The sequence below is a fragment of the Streptomyces sp. NPDC031418 genome, from assembly GCF_055581605.1.
On record NZ_JBVIJC010000002.1, the window covers coordinates 288,547 to 308,931 of the forward strand.

18 protein-coding genes are annotated in these 20,385 nt (G+C 70.6%); 16 read left to right on the forward strand and 2 right to left on the reverse strand.

Features of this window, described 5'->3' with window-relative positions; all coding sequences use genetic code 11:
• Window positions 1-32 precede the first annotated feature (32 nt).
• Together thrS and ACZ5CZ_RS03460 are read left to right on the forward strand one after the other, a co-directional pair.
• On the forward strand, window positions 33-2,009 hold the full coding sequence (gene thrS, locus ACZ5CZ_RS03455) for a threonine--tRNA ligase (RefSeq protein ID WP_468938762.1): 1,977 nt from the start codon (window positions 33-35) through the stop codon (window positions 2,007-2,009).
• A 147-nt stretch (window positions 2,010-2,156) separates the two neighbouring features.
• Window positions 2,157-2,720, forward strand: coding sequence for an HIT family protein (locus ACZ5CZ_RS03460; RefSeq protein WP_385844409.1), 564 nt, complete (start codon window positions 2,157-2,159; stop codon window positions 2,718-2,720).
• 23 nt (window positions 2,721-2,743) lie between these two features.
• Here ACZ5CZ_RS03460 and ACZ5CZ_RS03465 read toward each other — a convergent pair whose 3' ends face one another.
• Both ACZ5CZ_RS03465 and ACZ5CZ_RS03470 read right to left on the reverse strand, forming a co-directional pair.
• Window positions 2,744-4,390 (reverse strand): hypothetical protein, encoded by a 1,647-nt coding sequence (locus ACZ5CZ_RS03465; protein ID WP_385844408.1) that lies wholly within the window; start codon window positions 4,388-4,390, stop codon window positions 2,744-2,746.
• Window positions 4,391-4,600: 210 nt separating this feature from the next.
• A complete protein-coding gene (locus ACZ5CZ_RS03470) occupies window positions 4,601-6,802 on the reverse strand; it encodes an elongation factor G-like protein EF-G2 (RefSeq protein WP_468938766.1) in 2,202 nt (733 codons plus the stop codon).
• Window positions 6,803-7,096: 294 nt separating this feature from the next.
• Between ACZ5CZ_RS03470 and pgsA the strand changes: the two genes are divergently transcribed.
• From pgsA to ACZ5CZ_RS03540, 14 genes are all read left to right on the forward strand, one after another.
• On the forward strand, window positions 7,097-7,762 hold the full coding sequence (gene pgsA / locus ACZ5CZ_RS03475) for a phosphatidylinositol phosphate synthase (RefSeq protein ID WP_468938769.1): 666 nt from the start codon (window positions 7,097-7,099) through the stop codon (window positions 7,760-7,762).
• Window positions 7,759-8,667, forward strand: a complete 909-nt coding sequence (locus tag ACZ5CZ_RS03480; protein WP_468938772.1) for a phosphatidylinositol mannoside acyltransferase — start codon at window positions 7,759-7,761, stop codon at window positions 8,665-8,667. The genes pgsA and ACZ5CZ_RS03480 overlap by 4 nt, the downstream gene beginning before the upstream one ends.
• On the forward strand, window positions 8,664-9,827 hold the full coding sequence (locus ACZ5CZ_RS03485; RefSeq protein ID WP_468938774.1) for a glycosyltransferase family 4 protein: 1,164 nt from the start codon (window positions 8,664-8,666) through the stop codon (window positions 9,825-9,827). Before ACZ5CZ_RS03480 ends, ACZ5CZ_RS03485 begins: the two co-directional genes overlap by 4 nt.
• A gap of 712 nt (window positions 9,828-10,539) precedes the next feature.
• A complete protein-coding gene (locus tag ACZ5CZ_RS03490; RefSeq protein WP_385844401.1) occupies window positions 10,540-11,082 on the forward strand; it encodes a LemA family protein in 543 nt (180 codons plus the stop codon).
• Window positions 11,083-11,196: 114 nt separating this feature from the next.
• A complete protein-coding gene (pdxS, locus tag ACZ5CZ_RS03495; protein ID WP_360744865.1) occupies window positions 11,197-12,102 on the forward strand; it encodes a pyridoxal 5'-phosphate synthase lyase subunit PdxS in 906 nt (301 codons plus the stop codon).
• 13 nt (window positions 12,103-12,115) lie between these two features.
• Entirely contained in the window at window positions 12,116-12,721 is a 606-nt protein-coding gene (gene pdxT, locus ACZ5CZ_RS03500; protein ID WP_385844400.1) for a pyridoxal 5'-phosphate synthase glutaminase subunit PdxT, read from the forward strand.
• 48 nt (window positions 12,722-12,769) lie between these two features.
• Complete coding sequence (locus ACZ5CZ_RS03505; protein ID WP_385844398.1) at window positions 12,770-13,522, forward strand: YebC/PmpR family DNA-binding transcriptional regulator; 753 nt, start codon at window positions 12,770-12,772, stop codon at window positions 13,520-13,522.
• A gap of 137 nt (window positions 13,523-13,659) precedes the next feature.
• A complete protein-coding gene (gene ruvC, locus ACZ5CZ_RS03510; protein ID WP_385844397.1) occupies window positions 13,660-14,199 on the forward strand; it encodes a crossover junction endodeoxyribonuclease RuvC in 540 nt (179 codons plus the stop codon).
• Entirely contained in the window at window positions 14,196-14,801 is a 606-nt protein-coding gene (ruvA, locus tag ACZ5CZ_RS03515; RefSeq protein WP_385844396.1) for a Holliday junction branch migration protein RuvA, read from the forward strand. The genes ruvC and ruvA overlap by 4 nt, the downstream gene beginning before the upstream one ends.
• Window positions 14,802-14,826: 25 nt before the next feature.
• A complete protein-coding gene (gene ruvB / locus ACZ5CZ_RS03520; protein WP_385844394.1) occupies window positions 14,827-15,897 on the forward strand; it encodes a Holliday junction branch migration DNA helicase RuvB in 1,071 nt (356 codons plus the stop codon).
• 177 nt (window positions 15,898-16,074) lie between these two features.
• Complete coding sequence (gene yajC / locus ACZ5CZ_RS03525; protein WP_385844393.1) at window positions 16,075-16,587, forward strand: preprotein translocase subunit YajC; 513 nt, start codon at window positions 16,075-16,077, stop codon at window positions 16,585-16,587.
• A 141-nt stretch (window positions 16,588-16,728) separates the two neighbouring features.
• Window positions 16,729-18,516 carry a protein translocase subunit SecD gene (gene secD, locus ACZ5CZ_RS03530; RefSeq protein ID WP_468938944.1) on the forward strand — a complete coding sequence of 596 codons (1,788 nt, stop codon included), beginning with the start codon at window positions 16,729-16,731 and terminating at the stop codon, window positions 18,514-18,516.
• 3 nt (window positions 18,517-18,519) lie between these two features.
• Window positions 18,520-19,629, forward strand: a complete 1,110-nt coding sequence (secF, locus tag ACZ5CZ_RS03535; RefSeq protein WP_385844392.1) for a protein translocase subunit SecF — start codon at window positions 18,520-18,522, stop codon at window positions 19,627-19,629.
• Window positions 19,626-20,165, forward strand: a complete 540-nt coding sequence (locus tag ACZ5CZ_RS03540; RefSeq protein WP_385844390.1) for an adenine phosphoribosyltransferase — start codon at window positions 19,626-19,628, stop codon at window positions 20,163-20,165. Before secF ends, ACZ5CZ_RS03540 begins: the two co-directional genes overlap by 4 nt.
• Window positions 20,166-20,385: the final 220 nt, after the last annotated feature.

The following is a 20,385-nucleotide window of genomic DNA, read 5'->3' on the forward strand; positions in this document are numbered from 1 at the left end:
GCGCCGCACCCACCTTCAGTCAGGAGAGACCGGTGTCAGACGTCCGTGTGATCATCCAACGCGATTCCGAGCGGGAAGAACGCGTGGTGACGACGGGCACTACGGCCGCCGACCTCTTCGCGGGCGAGCGCTCGATCATCGCCGCGCGCGTGGGCGGCGAGCTGAAGGACCTCACGTACGCACTGTCCGACGGTGACGAGGTCGAGGGCGTCGAGATCTCGTCCGAGGACGGCCTGAACATCCTGCGCCACTCCACCGCGCACGTCATGGCGCAGGCCGTGCAGGAGCTGTTCCCCGAGGCCAAGCTGGGCATCGGCCCGCCGGTCAAGGACGGCTTCTACTACGACTTCGACGTCGAGAAGCCGTTCACGCCCGAGGATCTCAAGGCCATCGAGAAGAAGATGCAGGAGATCCAGAAGCGCGGGCAGAAGTTCGCCCGTCGCGTGGTCACCGACGAGGCGGCCCGCGAGGAGCTGGCGGACGAGCCGTACAAGCTGGAGCTGATCGGCCTCAAGGGCTCGGCGTCGCACGACGACGGCGCGGACGTCGAGGTCGGCGCCGGCGAGCTGACGATCTACGACAACCTGGACGCCAAGACCGGCGAGCTGTGCTGGAAGGACCTCTGCCGGGGTCCGCACCTGCCCTCGACCCGTCTCATCCCGGCGTTCAAGCTGATGCGCAACGCGGCCGCCTACTGGCGCGGCAGCGAGAAGAACCCGATGCTCCAGCGCATCTACGGCACCGCCTGGCCGTCCAAGGACGAGCTGAAGGCGTACCTGGACTTCCTCGCCGAGGCCGAGAAGCGCGACCACCGCAAGCTGGGCAGCGAGCTCGACCTGTTCTCCATCCCGGAGCAGATCGGCTCCGGCCTCGCCGTCTTCCACCCCAAGGGCGGCATCATCCGCCGGGTCATGGAGGACTACTCGCGGCGCCGCCACGAGGAAGAGGGCTACGAGTTCGTCTACACCCCGCACGCGACGAAGGGGAAGCTCTTCGAGACCTCGGGCCACCTGGACTGGTACGCCGACGGCATGTACCCGCCCATGCAGCTCGACGAGGGCGTGGACTACTACCTCAAGCCCATGAACTGCCCGATGCACAACCTGATCTTCGACGCGCGCGGCCGCTCCTACCGCGAACTGCCGCTGCGCCTCTTCGAGTTCGGGACCGTGTACCGGTACGAGAAGTCCGGCGTCGTGCACGGCCTCACCCGCGCCCGCGGCTTCACCCAGGACGACGCGCACATCTACTGCACCCGTGAGCAGATGTCCGAGGAGCTGGACAAGACGCTCACCTTCGTCCTCGGCCTGCTGCGCGACTACGGTCTGACCGACTTCTACCTGGAGCTGTCGACCAAGGACCCGGAGAAGTTCGTCGGCTCCGACGAGGTCTGGGAGGAGGCGACCGAGACACTGCGCCAGGTCGCCGAGAAGCAGGGCCTGCCGCTGGTCCCGGACCCGGGCGGCGCCGCCTTCTACGGCCCGAAGATCTCCGTCCAGGCCAAGGACGCGATCGGCCGCACCTGGCAGATGTCGACCATCCAGCTCGACTTCAACCTGCCCGAGCGGTTCAACCTGGAGTACACCGGCCCGGACGGCTCCAAGCAGCGCCCGGTCATGATCCACCGCGCGCTGTTCGGCTCCATCGAGCGGTTCTTCGCGGTGCTGCTGGAGCACTACGCGGGCGCCTTCCCGGCGTGGCTGGCGCCGGTCCAGGCGGTTGGTATTCCGGTGGGTGACGCCCACGTCGAGTACCTGGACAGGTTCGCCGCCGACGCCAGGAAGAAGGGACTGCGGGTCGAGGTCGACTCCTCCTCGGACCGTATGCAGAAGAAGATCAGGACGGCGCAGAAGCAGAAGGTGCCGTTCATGATCATTGTCGGCGACGACGACATGAACGCAGGCACGGTGTCCTTCCGCTACCGCGACGGTTCGCAGGAGAACGGCATTCCGCGTGACGAGGCGATCGCGAAGCTCGTTGATGTGGTGGAGCGTCGCGTACAGGTGTGATGGGTCCCCGCGCATGCGGGGGTGATCCCAAGATTCGCAAGGCCCACACGCACAAGGTGCTCTGCTCCCCGCCGACGCGGGGGTCGGCCCCCGGTGACTGACTTGATCTCGCCGGGGGCCCTGCCCTGTACCTCACCCGGACGCCATATGCTGCCTAGCATGACGAGTGAGCCGGAGCAGCAGATCGGAGTCGGGACGCAGGATGCGTTCCAGCGCCTGTGGACCCCCCACCGCATGGCCTACATCCAGGGGGAGAACAAGCCGAGCGGTCCCGGAGCCGAGGACGGCTGCCCCTTCTGCTCGATTCCGGCCAAGTCCGACGAGGACACGCTGATCGTCCGCCGCGGCGAGCATGTCTACGCCGTCCTCAACCTCTACCCGTACAACGGCGGCCATCTGATGACCGTGCCCTACCGTCATGTGGCCGACTACACGGATCTGACCGGCCCGGAGACCGCCGAGCTGGCCGAGCTGACCAAGCAGGCGATGACGGCGCTGCGCACCGCGTCCGGCGCGCACGGTTTCAACATCGGCATGAACCAGGGGTCCGTGGCGGGTGCCGGCATCGCCGCCCACCTGCACCAGCACATCGTCCCGCGCTGGGGCGGCGACACGAACTTCATGCCGGTGGTGGGCCACACCAAGGTGCTGCCGCAGCTCCTGGCGGACACCAGGAAGATGCTGGCGGAGGCGTGGCCCGCCTCGGCGTGAGCGCCTGAGCCGGCCGCCGGGGCTCACGCGTCGTAGAGGTCGGCCTTCTTCGGCATCGGGTCCTGCACCTGGGAGCTGAGGAACGCCGACCGGGTGCCGAACTTCTCGGTGTCCACGCCATGGTCCGCGAGCACCTTGAGCGCGGCGGAGTGCACCACCCGCAGGACCGGTGTGGCCGCGCGCAGCGCGTCGTCGGCCATGAAGCGGTGCCGCCAGGGCTGGTCGGCCCAGGCGTGCCGCAGGCCGAACGGCTCGGGCAGGCCGAGTGAGCCGCCGAGCCAGTTGAGGAGCGGCGGGTACCAGGTCAGCGGGGCGCGTGCGGCGAGTCGTACCACCTCGTCGGCGGTGACCAGCGGCAGCATGATCTTGCGGGTCTCCCAGGGCTTGAGGGTCTTGGCGACCTCCTTGCTCGGGGCTTCCGGCTTGGTGGTGAACAGGGAGTTCACCGGGCCGAGGGCGTGCCCGGTGACCTCGATGCGCAGGGTCTGGTGCAGCACGGTGACCGTGATCAGCATGGTGATGACCAGCTGTCCGTCCCACAGGGTCCACTGCACGCCGAGGTAGTGCCGGTCGCCGCTGCCGAACTGCTGCTTGTTGCAGATGTCCTGTATGGCGTGCGGCTTGACCTGGAAGGCCTCGACGTCGGCGCCCTCGGGGCGGGACACGGCGGTGGCTCCCTCGCCGATGGGGGTGACGATCCAGTGCCGTATGGAGGGCTTGGGGAAGCCGCCGGTGTTCAGCGGGCCGCGTTCCAGCAGGGACAGCTGGTCGTGGATCGCGCGGATCACGTCCCAGCTGCGGAAGGGGTGGATCTCGCGGGTGGGGTCGGCGGACAGCAAGTCTTCGGCGAGTTGCCAGGAGCCCCAGCGGGTGCCCATGCCGAGTATGCCCTTGGGGCCGGCGTAGAAGACCGAGTTGGACTGCTGTTCGGCGCTGAGCCGGGCCAGGGACTGGCGCAGTTCCTCGGCCGCGGTCTCGCCGGGGGCGCGGGGTACGGCTTCCGGGACCTTGGCGCCGACGCTGGTCCCGGACAGCAGGCCGTCCCAGCGGGCCCGCAGGTCGTGGGCGGTGCGTTCGCAGATCCGCTTGGCCAGGAACCAGCCCAGTACGGGCAGGGCGACGGCCGCGCGTGCGTACCAGGCCCAGAAGCCGGTGAACGGCATCTTGATCAGGAAGAGTGCGGCGAGCAGGCCGACGCCGAGGAGCAGTGCCGTGGCGAGGGGACCGGCTCGTCTGTCGTCGCGTTTGGCGACGAACGTGCGCAGCTGGAAGACGAGCAGCCAGGCGAGGAGTCCGGGCAGGAACAGCAGGCCGCACAGGACGGTGACGGCGGTCAGCCGGTTGTCGCGCTCGCGGCGGATGTTGTTGGCGGCCAGGCAGTGTTCGACGACGAACTGCGGTTCTGAGCCGAAGGACTGGATGAGGGGCTTGCGGCCGGGCGCGAGCATGCGGTCGACGACGGCCCGCGCGTAGGCCTCGCCGAGGTTCGGCCGGAACAGCTTGATCCGGCCGGGTTTGACGGCCGACTGGTGCCATTCGTTGTCGGCCTTCTTGATCTCCTCGATCGGGCTGTCCCGGTACGCCGCGGAGGCCAGCGCGGCCGTCGCCGCCTGACTTCCGTCGCCCGAGACGGGCACCTGGGGTCCGTCCCACTCCGTTCCAAACGACATTCCCGCCCCCATCGCCGCCGGTGTCGCTGTTCCGGCCTTCCCGAGTTCCTTGCTCCGCACACCTGTTGGACCGGTCGTGCTGCCGATTCCGGACGACTACCGGACGGTTGCGGCACGACGTGATCAGGTGATCAGCGTATCCGCCGCCACCGACAGGGCGGGGGCGGACGGCCGAAGCCGTCCGCCCCGCACCGGGTGGCGCGCGGTGAACTAGGCGCGGTCTCCGGACTGTTCCCGGATGCGCTCCGCGACCTGGGGCGGCATCGGTTCGTGCCGGGCGTAGGTGCGGTCGAAGCGGGCGGTGCCGTGCGAGAGGGAGCGGAGGTCGACGGCGTACCGGCCGATCTCGAACTCGGGTACCTCGGCCCGGATCAGGGTCCGTCCGGAGCCCACCTGTTCGGTGCCGAGTACGCGGCCGCGCCGGCTGGACAGGTCGCTCATGACGGTGCCCACGTAGTCGTCGCCGACCAGCACGGTCACCTCGGCGACCGGCTCCAGCAGGTGGATCTTCGCGTCGGCCGCGGCCTCGCGCAGTGCGAGCGCGCCCGCGGTCTGGAAGGCGGCGTCGGAGGAGTCCACCGAGTGGGCCTTGCCGTCCAGCAGTGTGACCCGTACGTCCACGAGCGGATATCCGGCGGCGACGCCCTTGGCGGCCTGTGCGCGTACGCCCTTTTCCACGGACGGGATGAACTGCCGGGGTACGGCGCCGCCGACCACCTTGTCGACGAACTCGATGCCGGAGCCGCCGGGCAGCGGTTCGACCTCGATCTCGCAGATGGCGTACTGGCCGTGTCCGCCGGACTGCTTGACATGGCGGCCGCGGCCGGTGGCCCTGGTCGCGAAGGTCTCGCGGAGGGAGACCTTGTGCGGGACGACGTCGACCTGGACGCCGTAGCGGCTGCGCAGCCGTTCCAGGGCGACGTCCGCGTGTGCCTCGCCGAGGCACCACAGGACGACCTGGTGGGTGTTCTGGTTCTGCTCCAGGCGCATGGTGGGGTCCTCGGCGACCAGCCGGGACAGGCCCTGGGAGAGTTTGTCCTCGTCGGCCTTGCTGTGTGCCTGGATGGCGAGGGGCAGCAGCGGGTCCGGCATCTGCCAGGGCTCCATCAGCAGCGGGTCGTCCTTCGCGGAGAGGGTGTCGCCGGTCTCGGCGCGGCCGAGTTTGGCGACGCAGACCAGGTCGCCGGCGACGGCGTGGGATACCGGGCGCTGCTGTTTGCCGAAGGGCATGGACAGGGCGCCGACCTTCTCGTCGACGTCGTGGTCCTCGTGTCCGCGGTCGGTGAGGCCGTGTCCGGAGACGTGCACGGTCTGGTCGGGGCGCAGGGTGCCGGAGAAGACCCGGACCAGTGAGATGCGGCCGACGTAGGGGTCGGAGGCGGTCTTGACGACCTCGGCGACCAGCGGACCGCTGATGTCGCACGGCTTCAGCTCGCGCGGCTTGCCGTCGATGGTGGTGACGCCCGGCAAGGGATGCTCGAACGGTGTCGGGAAGCCGCCGGTGACCAGTTCGAGCAGCTCGACCGTGCCGAGGCCCTGGCGTGCGCCCTCGGCGGCGGGGGCGGCCGCGAGGACGGGGAAGAAGCTGCCGCGTGCGACGGCTCGCTCGAGGTCCTGGACCAGTGTGTCGAGGTCGACCTGTTCGCCGCCGAGGTAGCGGTCCATGAGGGTTTCGTCCTCGCTCTCGGCGATGATCCCCTCGATGAGCCGGTTGCGGGCCTCCTCGATGCCGGGCAGCTGGTCGGCGTCGGGTTCGGACTCCTTGCGTTCGCCGGTCGAGTAGTCGAAGAGCTTCTGTGTCAGCAGTCCGACCAGTCCGGTCACGGGCGCGTGTCCGTCGGGCCCCTCGGGGCCGCGCAGCGGCAGGTACAGCGGGAGCACGGCGTCGGGGTCGTCGCCGCCGAACACCTCCGCGCAGGTGCGGGTCATCTCCTCGAAGTCCGCGCGGGCGGCTTCCAGGTGGGTGATCACGATGGCGCGGGGCATGCCGACGGCCGCGCACTCCTCCCACACCATGCGGGTCGAGCCGTCCACGCCGTCGGAGGCGGAGACGACGAAGAGGGCCGCGTCCGCCGCCCGCAGGCCGGCTCGCAGTTCCCCGACGAAGTCGGCGTAGCCGGGGGTGTCCAGGAGGTTGATCTTGATGCCGTTCCATTCGACCGGCACCAGGGAGAGCTGTACGGAGCGCTGCTGCCGGTGCTCGATGTCGTCGTAGTCCGAGACGGTGCCGCCGTCCTCCACGCGGCCTGCCCGGTTCACCGCCCCCGCGGTCAGTGCGAGGGCCTCCACCAGGGTTGTCTTGCCCGAACCGGAGTGGCCGACCAGCACCACGTTCCGTACCGACGAGGGCTGGTCGGCCGTCAGAGCACTGCCGGCGGCCCCGGGGTGGTGTGTCTGTGTCTTGTCGCCCATGATCCTGCCTCCCGTACACGGTGAGGTCACTGTGGGCGCGGTCGCGCGGGACCCGCGTGCACTGGCGGCTCCGGCGACGCCCGCGGTTATTCGAGCTTTCCACTCCCGTCACGTGGCGTCCATACGAACGACGTCCGCCCACCGTGATCGCGCCACGCGCGCCCGCGCGTGTGCCGGTGCACACCGGCACACGGCACGGCTGCGGGTGCCCACCCGTCACAGACGCACGCGCGTGGCTACGATGGGCCAGCCGGAGGCCACCAGGGCTACGGCGAGACGACCGTCGGGAAGGCCATGCTGAACAAGTACGCGCGTGCATTCTTCACGCGTGTCCTCACACCGTTCGCCGCGTTTCTCATCCGGAGGGGCGTGAGCCCCGACACGGTGACGCTCATCGGCACGGCCGGGGTCGTCGCGGGTGCGCTGGTCTTCTACCCCCGGGGCGAGTTCTTCTGGGGCACGGTCGTGATCACCCTCTTCGTCTTCTCCGACCTGGTCGACGGCAACATGGCCCGTCAGCTGGGCCGCTCCAGCCGCTGGGGCGCCTTCCTGGACTCCACTCTGGACCGGGTGGCCGACGGCGCGATCTTCGGCGGGTTCGCGCTCTGGTACGCGGGCCAGGGCAATGACAACGCCCTGTGCGCGGTCTCGATCTTCTGTCTGGCCAGCGGCCAGGTGGTGTCGTACACCAAGGCGCGCGGCGAGTCGATCGGGCTGCCGGTCGCCGTCAACGGGCTGGTCGAGCGCGCCGAGCGGCTGGTGATCTCGCTGGTCGCGGCCGGTCTCGCGGGCCTGCACACGTTCGGGGTGCCGGGCATCCAGTGGCTGCTGCCGGTCGCTCTGTGGATCGTCGCCGTGGGCAGTCTCGTCACGCTGGTCCAGCGGGTCGTCACCGTCCGCCGCGAGTCCGCCGAGGCGGAGGCGGCAGCGCGGCAGGGTGCCGGAGAGGCCGCGCAGTGAGCGCCGCCGAACGGCTCACCGACGCGCTGTACGGGCTCGGCTGGAGCACCGTCAGGAGGCTCCCCGAACCCGTGGCGGTCCGTCTCGGCCGCGGCATCGCCGACCTGGCCTGGAAGCGGCGCGGCAAGGGCGTACGGCGGCTGGAGGCCAACTACGCGCGCGTGGTGCCCGACGCCACGCCCGAACGCCTCGCCGAGCTGTCGCGTGCGGGCATGCGCTCGTACCTGCGCTACTGGATGGAGTCCTTCCGGCTGCCCGCCTGGAGCCCGGAGCGCGTCAGGGCGGGCTTCGACCCGAAGGACCTGCACCATCTGACGGACGGGCTGGCCTCGGGCCGGGGTGTGATCCTGGCGCTGCCCCATCTGGCCAACTGGGACCTGGCCGGTGCCTGGGTCACCACCAAGCTGGAGACGCCGTTCACGACGGTCGCCGAGCGGCTGCGGCCCGAGACGCTGTACGACCGCTTCGTCGCCTACCGCGAGAGCCTCGGCATGGAGGTCCTGCCGCACAGCGGCGGCTCCGCCTTCGGCACGCTGGCCCGGCGGCTGCGCGACGGCGGTCTGGTCTGCCTGGTCGCCGACCGTGACCTGTCCGCCTCCGGCGTGGAGGTCGACTTCTTCGGCGAGAAGGCCCGGATGCCCGCGGGCCCGGCCCTGCTCGCCCAGCAGACCGGCGCGCTGCTGCTGCCGGTCACCCTCTGGTACGACGACTCGCCCGTCCTCCAGGGCCGGGTGCATCCGCCGGTCGAGGTGCCCGAGTCGGGCAGCCGGGCCGAGAAGACGTCTGTCATGACACAGGCGCTGGCCGACGCCTTCGCCTCCGGCATCGCCGACCACCCGGAGGACTGGCACATGCTCCAGCGGCTGTGGCTCGCCGACCTCGACCCCGCGAAGGGACCCTCGTGAGAATCGGGATCGTCTGCCCGTACTCCTGGGACGTGCCCGGTGGCGTCCAGTTCCACATCCGCGACCTCGCCGAGTACTTCATCCGGCTGGGCCACGAGGTCTCCGTGCTCGCCCCGGCCGACGACGACACCCCGCTGCCGCCGTACGTCGTCTCCGCCGGCCGTGCCGTGCCGGTGCCGTACAACGGCTCGGTGGCCCGGCTGAACTTCGGGTTCCTGTCCGCCGCGCGGGTCCGGCGCTGGCTGCACGACGGCGCCTTCGACGTGGTCCACATCCACGAGCCGACCTCGCCCTCGCTGGGGCTGCTGACCTGCTGGGCGGCTTCCGGTCCGATCGTGGCCACCTTCCACACGTCCAACCCGCGTTCGCGCGCCATGATCGCCGCGTACTCGATCCTCCAGGCGGCCCTGGAGAAGATCAGCGCGCGGATAGCGGTCAGTGAGTACGCCCGCCGCACCCTGGTCGAGCACCTGGGCGGGGACGCGGTGGTCATCCCCAACGGCGTCGACGTCGACTTCTTCGCCAGGGCCGAGCCCAGGGCGGAGTGGCAGGGGGACACCATCGGCTTCATCGGCCGTATCGACGAGCCGCGCAAGGGCCTGCCGGTGCTGATGAAGGCGCTGCCGGAGATCCTCGCGGCGCGGCCGGGGGCCCGCCTCCTGGTCGCGGGGCGTGGCGACGAGGAGGCCGCCGTCGAGGAGCTGCCGCGGGAGCTGCGCGCGCGGGTGGAGTTCCTCGGCATGATCAGCGACGAGGACAAGGCCCGCCTGCTGCGCAGCGTCGACCTGTACGTCGCTCCCAACACCGGTGGCGAGAGCTTCGGCATCATCCTCGTCGAGGCGATGTCCGCGGGCGCCCCCGTGCTCGCCTCCGACCTGGACGCCTTCGTGCAGGTCCTGGACCAGGGTGAGGCGGGCGAGGTGTTCCCGGTCGAGGACGCCGACGCGCTCGCCAAGGCGGCCGTACGGCTGCTGGCGGACCCGGACCGGCGCGCGGCGCTGCGCGAGCGGGGCAGCGCGCATGTGCGGCGCTTCGACTGGTCGACGGTCGGCGCGGACATCCTCTCCGTCTACGAGACCGTGACGGCCGGCGCGGCGGCGGTCGCGACCGACGACCGCCCCCCAGGCCTACGAGCCCGCTTCGGCCTGGCCCGCGACTGACCCGCGTCCCGGCCCCGCACCGCCTCCGAGCCGATCGACGGGGCGGGGTCGGTAGGGGAGTGCGGGTGGGCTTCGGGCGTGTGCGAGGGGCGCGGGCCGCGACGGCTTTCGGGTTCGGCTTCGGACGGACGGCGGGCCGTTACGGCTTTCGGGCCGGGCTTCGGACGGACGGCGGGCCGTTATGGCATTCCGGCTCGGCTTCGGGCAAGTGGCGGGCTGTTGCGGTTTTCGGGCTTGGCTTCGGACAGACGGCGGGCGGTTATGGCTTTCGGGCTCGGCTTCGGGTAAGTGGCGGGCCGTTGCGGCTTTCCGGCTCGGCTTCGGACAGACGGCGGGCCGATACGGCCTTCCGGGTCGGGCCGGCTCCGGGCCGTGACCGCTTTCGGGTCGGGTTTGCGGGTGGCGCTGGGCCGCGGCCGCTTTCTGGACGGGTTTCCCGGCGGCGTCGGGCCGTGACCGTTTTCGGGATGGAATTGAGGGCGGCTCCGGGCCCCGACCGCGTTTGGGTCGGGTTTCCGGGTGGCGCTGGGCCGTGACCGCTTTCGGGACGGGATTGCGGGCGGCTCCGGGCTCCGACCGCGTTTGGGTCGGGATTGCGGGCGGCTCCGGGCCATGGCGCTTTCTGGACGGGATTCCGGGCCCCGGAGCATGACCGCGGCGCCGGGCTGGCCGGTGGCCGGGGTGCGGCCGGGTGGGCCGATAGCCTTCGGCCGTGACCGCAACCCTCATCTGGATCCTTGTCGCCCTGGTCGCGATCGGCGTGTACCTGAGCTGGACCGCCGGCCGGCTGGACCGGCTGCATGTGCGGATGGACGCCGCGCGCGCGGCGCTCGACGCCCAGCTGCTGCGGCGGGCCTCCGTGACCCAGGAACTGGCGACCTCGGGTGTGCTCGACCCGGCCGCCTCGATCGTGCTGTACGAGGCCGCGCACGGGGCCCGGCAGGCCGAGGAGGAGCAGCGGGAGGTCGCCGAGAGCGAGCTGAGCCAGGCGCTGCGCGCGGTCTTCGCGGACCCGGCGCAGGTGGAGGCCGTACGGGAGGCCCCGGGCGGCGAGGAGGCCGCCCGGGAGCTGGCGGAGGCCGTCCGCAGGGTGCCGATGGCGCGCCGCTTCCACAACGACGCCGTCGGAGCCGCCCGCCGGCTGCGCGAGCACCGCAAGGTCCGCTGGTTCCGGCTGGCCGGACACGCGCCGTTTCCGCTGGCCTTCGAGATGGACGACGAGCCGCCCGCGGCCCTGGTGGAACGGGTGAGCTGAGCCCGCCGAGCCGAAAAGGATCCACCTGCTTGCCATTGGCCCTTGCTGTGGCCTGCTCCACTCACGTTTCCTCGGGGAAGCAGAAACCTTCTTTTCCCATGAGTGAGGTCATCCGTGTCCACCATCGAGAACCAGGCTCCCGAGACCGGCACCGCGCGCGTGAAGCGTGGCATGGCCGAGCAGCTCAAGGGCGGCGTGATCATGGACGTCGTCACGCCGGAGCAGGCGAAGATCGCCGAGGACGCGGGCGCCGTCGCCGTCATGGCCCTGGAGCGGGTCCCGGCCGACATCCGCAAGGACGGCGGTGTGGCCCGGATGTCCGACCCGGACATGATCGAGGGCATCATCGACGCCGTCTCCATCCCGGTCATGGCCAAGTCCCGCATCGGCCACTTCGTCGAGGCCCAGGTCCTCCAGTCCCTCGGCGTCGACTACATCGACGAGTCCGAGGTCCTCACCCCGGCCGACGAGGTCAATCACTCGGACAAGTGGTCCTTCACCACCCCCTTCGTGTGCGGTGCCACCAACCTGGGCGAGGCCCTGCGCCGCATCGCCGAGGGCGCCGCGATGATCCGCTCCAAGGGCGAGGCCGGCACCGGCAACGTGGTCGAGGCCGTCCGCCACCTGCGTCAGATCAAGGGCGACATCGCCCGCCTGCGCGGCCTGGACAACCACGAGCTGTACGCCGCCGCCAAGGAGCTGCGCGCCCCGTACGAGCTGGTCAAGGAGGTCGCCGAGCTGGGCAAGCTCCCGGTGGTGCTGTTCTCCGCCGGCGGTGTGGCCACCCCGGCCGACGCGGCCCTGATGCGCCAGCTCGGCGCCGAGGGCGTGTTCGTCGGCTCCGGCATCTTCAAGTCCGGCGACCCGGCCAAGCGCGCCGCGGCCATCGTCAAGGCCACCACCTTCTACGACGACCCGAAGATCATCGCGGACGCCTCCCGCAACCTCGGCGAGGCCATGGTCGGCATCAACTGCGACATCCTCCCCGAGTCCGAGCGCTACGCGAACCGCGGCTGGTAAGGCACTGCATCACATGAACACCCCCGTCATAGGCGTCCTGGCCCTCCAGGGCGACGTACGGGAGCACCTCATCGCCCTGGCCGCGGCCGACGCCGTGGCCAGGCCGGTGCGGCGCCCCGAGGAACTCGCCGAGGTCGACGGTCTCGTGCTGCCCGGCGGCGAGTCCACCACCATCTCCAAGCTGGCCGTCCTCTTCGGGCTGATGGAGCCCCTCCGCGCGCGCGTGCGCAGCGGCATGCCCGTCTACGGCACCTGCGCCGGCATGATCATGCTCGCCGACAAGATCCTCGACCCGCGCTCGGGCCAGGAGACCATCGGCGGCATCGACATGATCGTGCGCCGCAACGCCTTCGGCCGCCAGAACGAGTCCTTCGAGGCCGCGCTCGACGTCCGGGGCATCCCGGGCGATCCTGTGGAGGGCGTCTTCATCCGCGCCCCCTGGGTGGAGTCCGTCGGCGTCGGCACCGAGGTGCTCGCCGAGCACGAGGGCCACATCGTCGCCGTCCGCCAGGGCAACGCGCTCGCCACGTCGTTCCACCCGGAACTGACCGGCGACCACCGGGTGCACTCCCTCTTCGTCGACATGGTGCGCGCCAACGGGGCGGCGGAGTCCTTGTAGGATCTCTGGCGTTCGTTATGTAGATGGTTACGCGAAGGAGACAGGCAGATGTCCGGCCACTCTAAATGGGCTACGACGAAGCACAAGAAGGCCGTGATCGACGCCAAGCGCGGCAAGCTCTTCGCGAAGCTGATCAAGAACATCGAGGTCGCGGCGCGCATGGGCGGCGTCGACCTCGACGGTAACCCGACACTGTACGACGCCGTCCAGAAGGCCAAGAAGCAGTCGGTCCCGAACAAGAACATCGACTCCGCGATCAAGCGCGGTGGCGGTCTCGAGGCCGGCGGCGCCGACTACGAGACGATCATGTACGAGGGTTACGGCCCCAACGGTGTCGCGGTGCTCATCGAGTGCCTCACCGACAACCGCAACCGCGCCGCCTCCGACGTCCGTGTCGCCATGACCCGCAACGGTGGCTCCATGGCCGACCCGGGCTCCGTGTCGTACATGTTCAGCCGCAAGGGCGTCGTCATCGTCCCCAAGGGCGAGCTGACCGAGGACGACGTGCTCGGCGCCGTCCTGGACGCCGGTGCCGAGGAGGTCAACGACCTCGGCGAGACCTTCGAGGTCATCAGCGAGGCCTCCGACCTGGTCGCGGTCCGCACCGCCCTCCAGGAGGCCGGCATCGACTACGACTCCGCCGACTCCAGCTTCGTGCCGTCCGTCCAGGTCGAGCTGGACGAGGAGGGCGCGAAGAAGATCTTCAAGCTGATCGACGCGCTCGAGGACAGCGACGACGTGCAGAACGTCTTCGCGAACTTCGACGTGAGCGACGAGATCATGGCGAAGGTCGACGCGTAACGCGTACGGCTGGCTGACCGGGCCGACGGGACACCCCCCGTCGGCCCGTCGCGTTCCCGGCGTCGGTGCGGGGCGTTGTCAGTGGCACCCGATAGCCTGCACAAACAGGTGATCGAGCCGGCAGAGGGAGGGGCGCGGTGCGTGTTCTGGGGGTGGACCCCGGCCTGACGCGATGTGGCGTCGGTGTCGTCGAGGGGGTCGCGGGGCGCCCGCTCACCATGATCGGCGTCGGGGTCGTACGCACCCCGGTGGACGCCGACCTCAGCCACCGGCTGCTCGCCGTCGAGCAGGGCCTCGAGGAGTGGCTGGACGAACACCGGCCCGAGTTCGTCGCGGTGGAACGCGTCTTCAGCCAGCACAACGTCCGCACCGTCATGGGCACCGCCCAGGCCAGCGCCGTCGCCATGTTGTGCGCCGCCCGGCGCGGCATCCCCGTCGCCCTGCACACCCCCAGCGAGGTCAAGGCTGCCGTGACCGGCACCGGTCGTGCCGACAAGGCGCAGGTCGGCGCCATGGTCACCCGGCTGCTGCGGCTCGCCGCACCCCCGAAGCCGGCCGACGCCGCCGACGCCCTCGCCCTCGCCATCTGCCACATCTGGCGCGCCCCCGCGCAGAACCGGCTCCAGCAGGCCGTCGCCCGGCAGCAGATCCACGCAACGAAAGGCCGTACGGCATGATCGCCTTCGTCAGCGGCACGGTCGCCGCGCTCGCCCCCGACGCCGCGGTCGTCGAGGTCGGCGGTGTCGGCATGGCCGTCCAGTGCACGCCGAACACGCTGTCCACGCTCCGTCTCGGCCAGCCCGCCAAGCTGCACACCTCCCTGGTCGTGCGCGAGGACTCCCTCACCCTGTACGGCTTCGCCGACGACGACGAGCGCCAGGTCTTCGAGCTGCTCCAGACCGCGAGCGGGGTCGGCCCGCGCCTCGCCCAGGCGATGCTCGCCGTGCACACCCCGGACGCGCTGCGCCGGGCCGTCGCCACCGCCGACGAGAAGGCGCTCACCGCCGTCCCCGGCATCGGCAAGAAGGGCGCCCAGAAGCTGCTGCTGGAGCTGAAGGACCGCCTCGGCGAGCCCGTCGGCGCCCCCGCGGTCGGCGCCCCGGTCAGCCAGGGCTGGCGCGACCAGCTGCACGCGGCCCTGATCGGCCTCGGCTACGCCACCCGCGAGGCGGACGAGGCCGTGACCGCCGTGGCCCCCCAGGCGGAGGCGGCCGGCGGCACCCCGCAGGTGGGGCAGCTGCTCAAGGCGGCCCTCCAGACCCTGAACCGCGCCCGCTGACCCGACGACCATCGAGGCACATCACATGAACTGGGACGACACGGCCGACCCCGCCGCCGCCGAGCGGCTCGTCGGCGCGTCCGCCGACCGGGAGGACCAGGCCGTCGAGGCCGCGCTGCGCCCGAAGGACCTCGGCGAGTTCATCGGCCAGGAGAAGGTCCGCGAACAGCTCGATCTCGTCCTGCGGGCCGCACGCGCGCGCGGCGCCACCGCCGACCATGTACTCCTGTCCGGCGCGCCCGGTCTCGGCAAGACCACCCTGTCGATGATCATCGCGGCCGAGATGGGCGCCCCCATCCGGATCACCTCCGGCCCCGCCATCCAGCACGCCGGCGACCTCGCCGCGATCCTCTCCTCCCTCCAGGAGGGCGAGGTCCTCTTCCTCGACGAGATCCACCGCATGTCCCGGCCCGCCGAGGAGATGCTGTACATGGCGATGGAGGACTTCCGCGTCGACGTCATCGTCGGCAAGGGCCCCGGCGCCACCGCGATCCCGCTGGAACTGCCCCCCTTCACCCTGGTGGGCGCCACCACGCGCGCGGGTCTGCTGCCGCCCCCGCTGCGCGACCGGTTCGGCTTCACCGCGCACATGGAGTTCTACGAGCCGCGCGAGCTGGAGCGGGTCGTGCACCGCTCGGCGCACCTGCTGGACGTCGGGATCGAGCCGGACGGCGCCGCCGAGATCGCCGGCCGCTCCCGCGGCACGCCCCGTATCGCCAACCGTCTGCTGCGCCGCGTCCGCGACTACGCGCAGGTCAAGGCGGACGGCCTGATCACCCGGGAGATCGCGGCCGCGGCGCTCGCCGTGTACGAGGTCGACGCGCGCGGCCTGGACCGGCTCGACCGTGCCGTTCTGGAGGCGCTGCTGAAGCTGTTCGGCGGCGGCCCGGTCGGCCTGTCCACGCTCGCGGTCGCGGTGGGGGAGGAGCGCGAGACCGTGGAAGAGGTCGCCGAACCGTTCCTGGTCCGGGAGGGTCTGCTGGCCCGCACACCGCGCGGCCGGGTCGCCACCCCGGCGGCCTGGGAGCACCTGGGCCTGACCCCGCCCAGGTCGTCGGCGGGGGGCAGCGGACAGCAGGATCTGTTCGGGACGTGACGGGCCGGCGGCGGCGAGGGCATTGGCCCACGCAGGAACCCAGGTGCCATGCTGAGCGTTGTTCCATGCATGCGGACTCGCTTAGACTCCGCCGATGCCGCTCTTGCGGGCGGCGCCGACCACACCCCCATCAATAGGCCGCTCACACGCGCGGTCGCGCGAAGGAAATTCCGTCCCGTGAATGCCTTTACCCTTCTCCCGTTCATCGTGCTCATCGCGGCCATGTTCCTGATGACGCGCTCGGCCAAGAAGAAGCAGCAGCAGGCTGCCCAGATGCGGAACGAGATGCAGCCCGGCTCCGGTGTCCGCACGATCGGGGGGATCTACGCGACGGTCAAGGAGGTCAACGAGGAGACCGTCCTCCTCGACGCCGGCCCCGGCGTCGAGCTCCTCTTCGCCAAGAACGCGATCGGCGCCGTCCTCACCGACGACGAGTACAACCGCATCGTCCACGGCATCGAGCACGACCTGAAGTCCGACGCCGACATCGTCCCCGACGACGCCTCCTCCCTCACCGAGACCGACGAGACCGACGGATCTGCCGCCGCTGCCGCCGCCTCCGACGACAAGATCGACCTCGGTAAGAAGGACGCCGACGCCGCCGGGGACGGCACCGACGCGGCCGAGGCCGCCAAGGCCAAGGCGGAGGACGAGCCGAAGAAGACCGACGGCGACTCCGACGCGAAGTAGTCATGCCCCGGTGGTGCGCAAGGCGGCATAATCACGCCCCGCGCACCACCGGGCGCGTCTGTTCCCGTAGGGGAGCCCGACACCATGTCATGGCCGACCGCGCCGACCGGGCGCGAGCGGCCCGAGAGGGAGTACGAGAAGGTGGCAGCACCTAAGAGGGGCCGGAGCGCGAGCGCCCAGAGCAAGCCAGGGCGCTTGCTGGCCCTCATCCTGATCGCCATCGTGGCGCTCACCGGAGGGATGTTCGCCTCCGGGCACAAAACTCCGCGTCTCGGCATCGACCTCGCCGGTGGTACGAGCATCACGCTCAAGGCGAAGGCCGACCAGGGGTCCGCGATCAACAAGGCCAACATGGACACCGCGGTCGACATCATGAACCGGCGTGTCAACGGCCTGGGCGTCTCCGAGGCGGAGGTGCAGACCCAGGGGACCGACAACATCATCGTCAACATCCCCAAGGGCACCAACTCCAAGGAAGCCCAGCAGCAGGTGGGCACCACCGCCAAGCTGTACTTCCGCCCGGTCCTGGCCAGCGAGCCCAGCGGTACGGCCGCGCCGAGCCCCTCGCCGAGCACCTCCTCCAGCGGCGGCTCCAAGCCGAGCACCAGCCCGAGCCCCTCCGCGAGCGCCTCCGGGCAGCAGAAGGCCTCCTCGTCCTCCTCCGCGTCCCCCTCGGCATCGGCGACCTCCCAGGGCCGCGCCGTCACGGACGCGCTGAAGGCCGGCTCCACCCCGTCGCCGAGCGCCTCCGCGAGCGGCAACGGCAAGCCGTCGGCCAGCCCGTCGGCGTCCGCTTCCGGCAACCCGGGCACCGCCGCGCTCCAGGCCCAGTACACGGGCCTGAACTGCGCCAAGCCCGCCGATCGCGCCAACGCCGGCAAGAAGGCCAAGCCCGGTGAGCCCACCGTGGCCTGCGGCGAGATCAACAAGGTCTGGTACAAGTACCTGCTCGGCCCGGTCGCCGTGGACGGCACCGAGGTGAAGAAGGCGCAGGCCGTCTTCGACACCCAGGGCGCCTCCGGCTGGCAGGTCCAGATGAACTTCAACTCCAGCGGTTCGAAGAAGTTCGCGGACATCACCGACAAGCTGTCCAAGAACCAGCAGCCGCAGAACGAGTTCGCCATCGTCCTCGACGGCGACGTCGTCTCCAGCCCGTACGTCCAGCAGGCCATCACCGGCGGCCAGGCGGAGATCTCCGGCAGCTTCACGCAGACCGAGGCGCAGAGCCTCGCCAACATGCTGTCGTACGGTGCCCTGCCGCTCTCCTTCCAGGAGCAGTCCGTCACCACCGTGACCGCCGCGCTCGGCGGTGAGCAGCTGCACGCCGGTCTGCTGGCCGGCGCCATCGGCCTCGCCCTGGTCGTGATCTACCTGGTGGTCTACTACCGCGGTCTGTCGCTGGTCGCCATGGCCTCGCTGCTGGTCTCCGCGATCCTCACCTACGTGATCATGTCGCTGCTCGGCCCGGCCATCGGCTTCGCGCTGAACCTGCCGGCCGTCTGCGGTGCCATCGTCGCCATCGGTATCACCGCGGACTCGTTCATCGTGTACTTCGAACGCATCCGGGACGAGATCCGCGAGGGCCGCTCCCTGCGCCCCGCCGTCGAGCGGGCCTGGCCGCGCGCCCGGCGCACCATCCTGGTCTCCGACTTCGTGTCCTTCCTCGCCGCCGCCGTGCTGTTCGTCGTGACCGTCGGCAAGGTCCAGGGCTTCGCGTTCACGCTCGGCCTGACCACCGTGCTCGACGTGGTCGTCGTCTTCCTCTTCACCAAGCCGCTCATGACTCTCCTCGCCCGCCGCAAGTTCTTCGCGGACGGCCACAAGTGGTCCGGACTCGACCCGAAGGGCCTGGGCGCCAAGGCCCCGCTGCGCCGCACCCGCCGTCCCGCCGGTCCCGCCACCGGCCCTGCCGACCCGAAGGAGGCGTGAGCGATGTCGAAACTCGGCAACCTCGGCGCTCGACTGCACCGCGGCGAGATCTCCTACGACTTCGTCGGCAAGCGCAAGATCTGGTACGGCATCTCCATCCTGATCACCATCACGGCCATCCTCGGCCTGGCGGTGCGCGGGCTGAACATGGGCATCGAGTTCAAGGGCGGCGCGGTCTTCACCACGCCCACCCACATGAGCACCTCGGTCGGCCAGGCGGAGACGTACGCCAAGGACGCCTCCGGTCATGACGCGATCGTGCAGAAGCTCGGCAACGGCAGCCTGCGCATCCAGATCGCCGGCATCGACACCGGCCAGTCCGACAAGATCAAGCAGGACCTGGCCAAGGACCTGAACCTCAACCCCGAGAAGCTCGCCGCCGACCTGGTCGGCCCGAGCTGGGGCCAGCAGATCGCCAACAAGGCCTGGGAGGGCCTGGCGATCTTCATGGTGCTGGTCGTGATCTATCTGGCGATCGCCTTCGAGTGGCGCATGGCCGTCGCGGCGCTGGTCGCGCTGATCCACGACATCACCATCACCACCGGTGTCTACGCCCTCGTCGGCTTCGAGGTCACGCCCGGTACGGTCATCGGTCTGCTGACGATCCTCGGTTACTCGCTCTACGACACGGTCGTCGTCTTCGACAGCCTCAAGGAGCAGACGAAGGACATCACCAAGCAGACCCGCTGGACCTACAGCGAGATCGCCAACCGGTCGATCAACGGCACGCTGGTGCGTTCCATCAACACCACGGTCGTCGCTCTGCTGCCGGTCGCCGGTCTGCTCTTCATCGGCGGCGGCTTCCTCGGCGCCGGCACGCTGAACGACATCTCGCTGTCGCTGTTCGTCGGCCTCGCGGCCGGCGCGTACTCCTCGATCTTCATCGCCACGCCGCTCGTCGCGGACCTCAAGGAGCGCGAGCCCGCGATGAAGGCCCTCACCAAGCGGATCACGGCCAAGCGTGCCCAGGCCGCCGCCGGGGAGGATCTCCCCGACGCCCGCGCCGGGCTGGACGAGGACTCCGACGACGCGGCCCCCGCTGTGGTGGGCCCGCGCGACCAGTCCGCGTCCCGCAGCCGGGGCCGCGGCCGAACCTCCGGGAAGCGCCGATGACCGACATCCAGGAGCTGCTGCTCAGCCGTATCCGCGATGTCGCGGACTACCCGGAGCCGGGCGTGATGTTCAAGGACATCACCCCGCTGCTGGCGGACCCGGCGGCCTTCACGGCGCTCACCGACGCGCTCGCCGAGATCGCCGCCGGCACCGGCGCCACCAAGATCGTCGGCCTGGAGGCCCGCGGCTTCATCCTCGGCGCCCCGGTCGCCGTCCGCGCGGGCCTGGGGTTCATCCCGGTCCGCAAGGCGGGCAAGCTGCCGGGAGCCACCCTGCGGCAGGCGTACGACCTCGAGTACGGCTCGGCCGAGATCGAGGTGCACGCCGAGGACCTGACCTCCGGTGACCGGATCCTGATCGTGGACGACGTCCTGGCCACGGGCGGTACGGCCGAGGCGGCGATCCAGCTGATCGAGCGGGCCGGCGCCCAGGTCTCCGGCCTCGCGGTGCTGATGGAACTCGGCTTCCTCGGGGGCCGTACCCGTCTGGAGCCCGCGCTCGGCGGCGCGCCGCTGGAGGCACTGCTCCAGGTCTGAGCGCGTATCTGCGGACACACGAGCGGCCCCGGCTTCGCCGGAGGCCGCTTCGTGTTTTCCACGCAGCCGGCAGCTCCTGTCCGGAAGCCGCCCCGCGTCCGGACACCTCCCGCACACCCGCCGTCCACCTCCGCGGAATCCCACGGCAGCCCCTGGTGTTGCAGGGGAAGACGGTCCTTGCGGGCGCCTGGAGGCGATGACGGGGCGCAGGATCGCTACC

Bases quoted from the DNA above. Each gene is read 5' to 3' on its own strand.
- ACZ5CZ_RS03540 (WP_385844390.1), top strand. From the start codon at position 19,626: ATGACCGACATCCAGGAGCTGCTGCTCAGCCGTATCCGCGATGTCGCG.
- ACZ5CZ_RS03470 (WP_468938766.1), bottom strand. From the start codon at position 6,802: ATGGGCGACAAGACACAGACACACCACCCCGGGGCCGCCGGCAGTGCT.
- pdxT (WP_385844400.1), top strand. From the start codon at position 12,116: ATGAACACCCCCGTCATAGGCGTCCTGGCCCTCCAGGGCGACGTACGG.
- secF (WP_385844392.1), top strand. From the start codon at position 18,520: ATGTCGAAACTCGGCAACCTCGGCGCTCGACTGCACCGCGGCGAGATC.
- ruvA (WP_385844396.1), top strand. From the start codon at position 14,196: ATGATCGCCTTCGTCAGCGGCACGGTCGCCGCGCTCGCCCCCGACGCC.
- ruvB (WP_385844394.1), top strand. From the start codon at position 14,827: ATGAACTGGGACGACACGGCCGACCCCGCCGCCGCCGAGCGGCTCGTC.
- pgsA (WP_468938769.1), top strand. From the start codon at position 7,097: ATGCTGAACAAGTACGCGCGTGCATTCTTCACGCGTGTCCTCACACCG.
- ACZ5CZ_RS03460 (WP_385844409.1), top strand. From the start codon at position 2,157: ATGCTGCCTAGCATGACGAGTGAGCCGGAGCAGCAGATCGGAGTCGGG.
- ACZ5CZ_RS03465 (WP_385844408.1), bottom strand. From the start codon at position 4,390: ATGTCGTTTGGAACGGAGTGGGACGGACCCCAGGTGCCCGTCTCGGGC.
- ACZ5CZ_RS03505 (WP_385844398.1), top strand. From the start codon at position 12,770: ATGTCCGGCCACTCTAAATGGGCTACGACGAAGCACAAGAAGGCCGTG.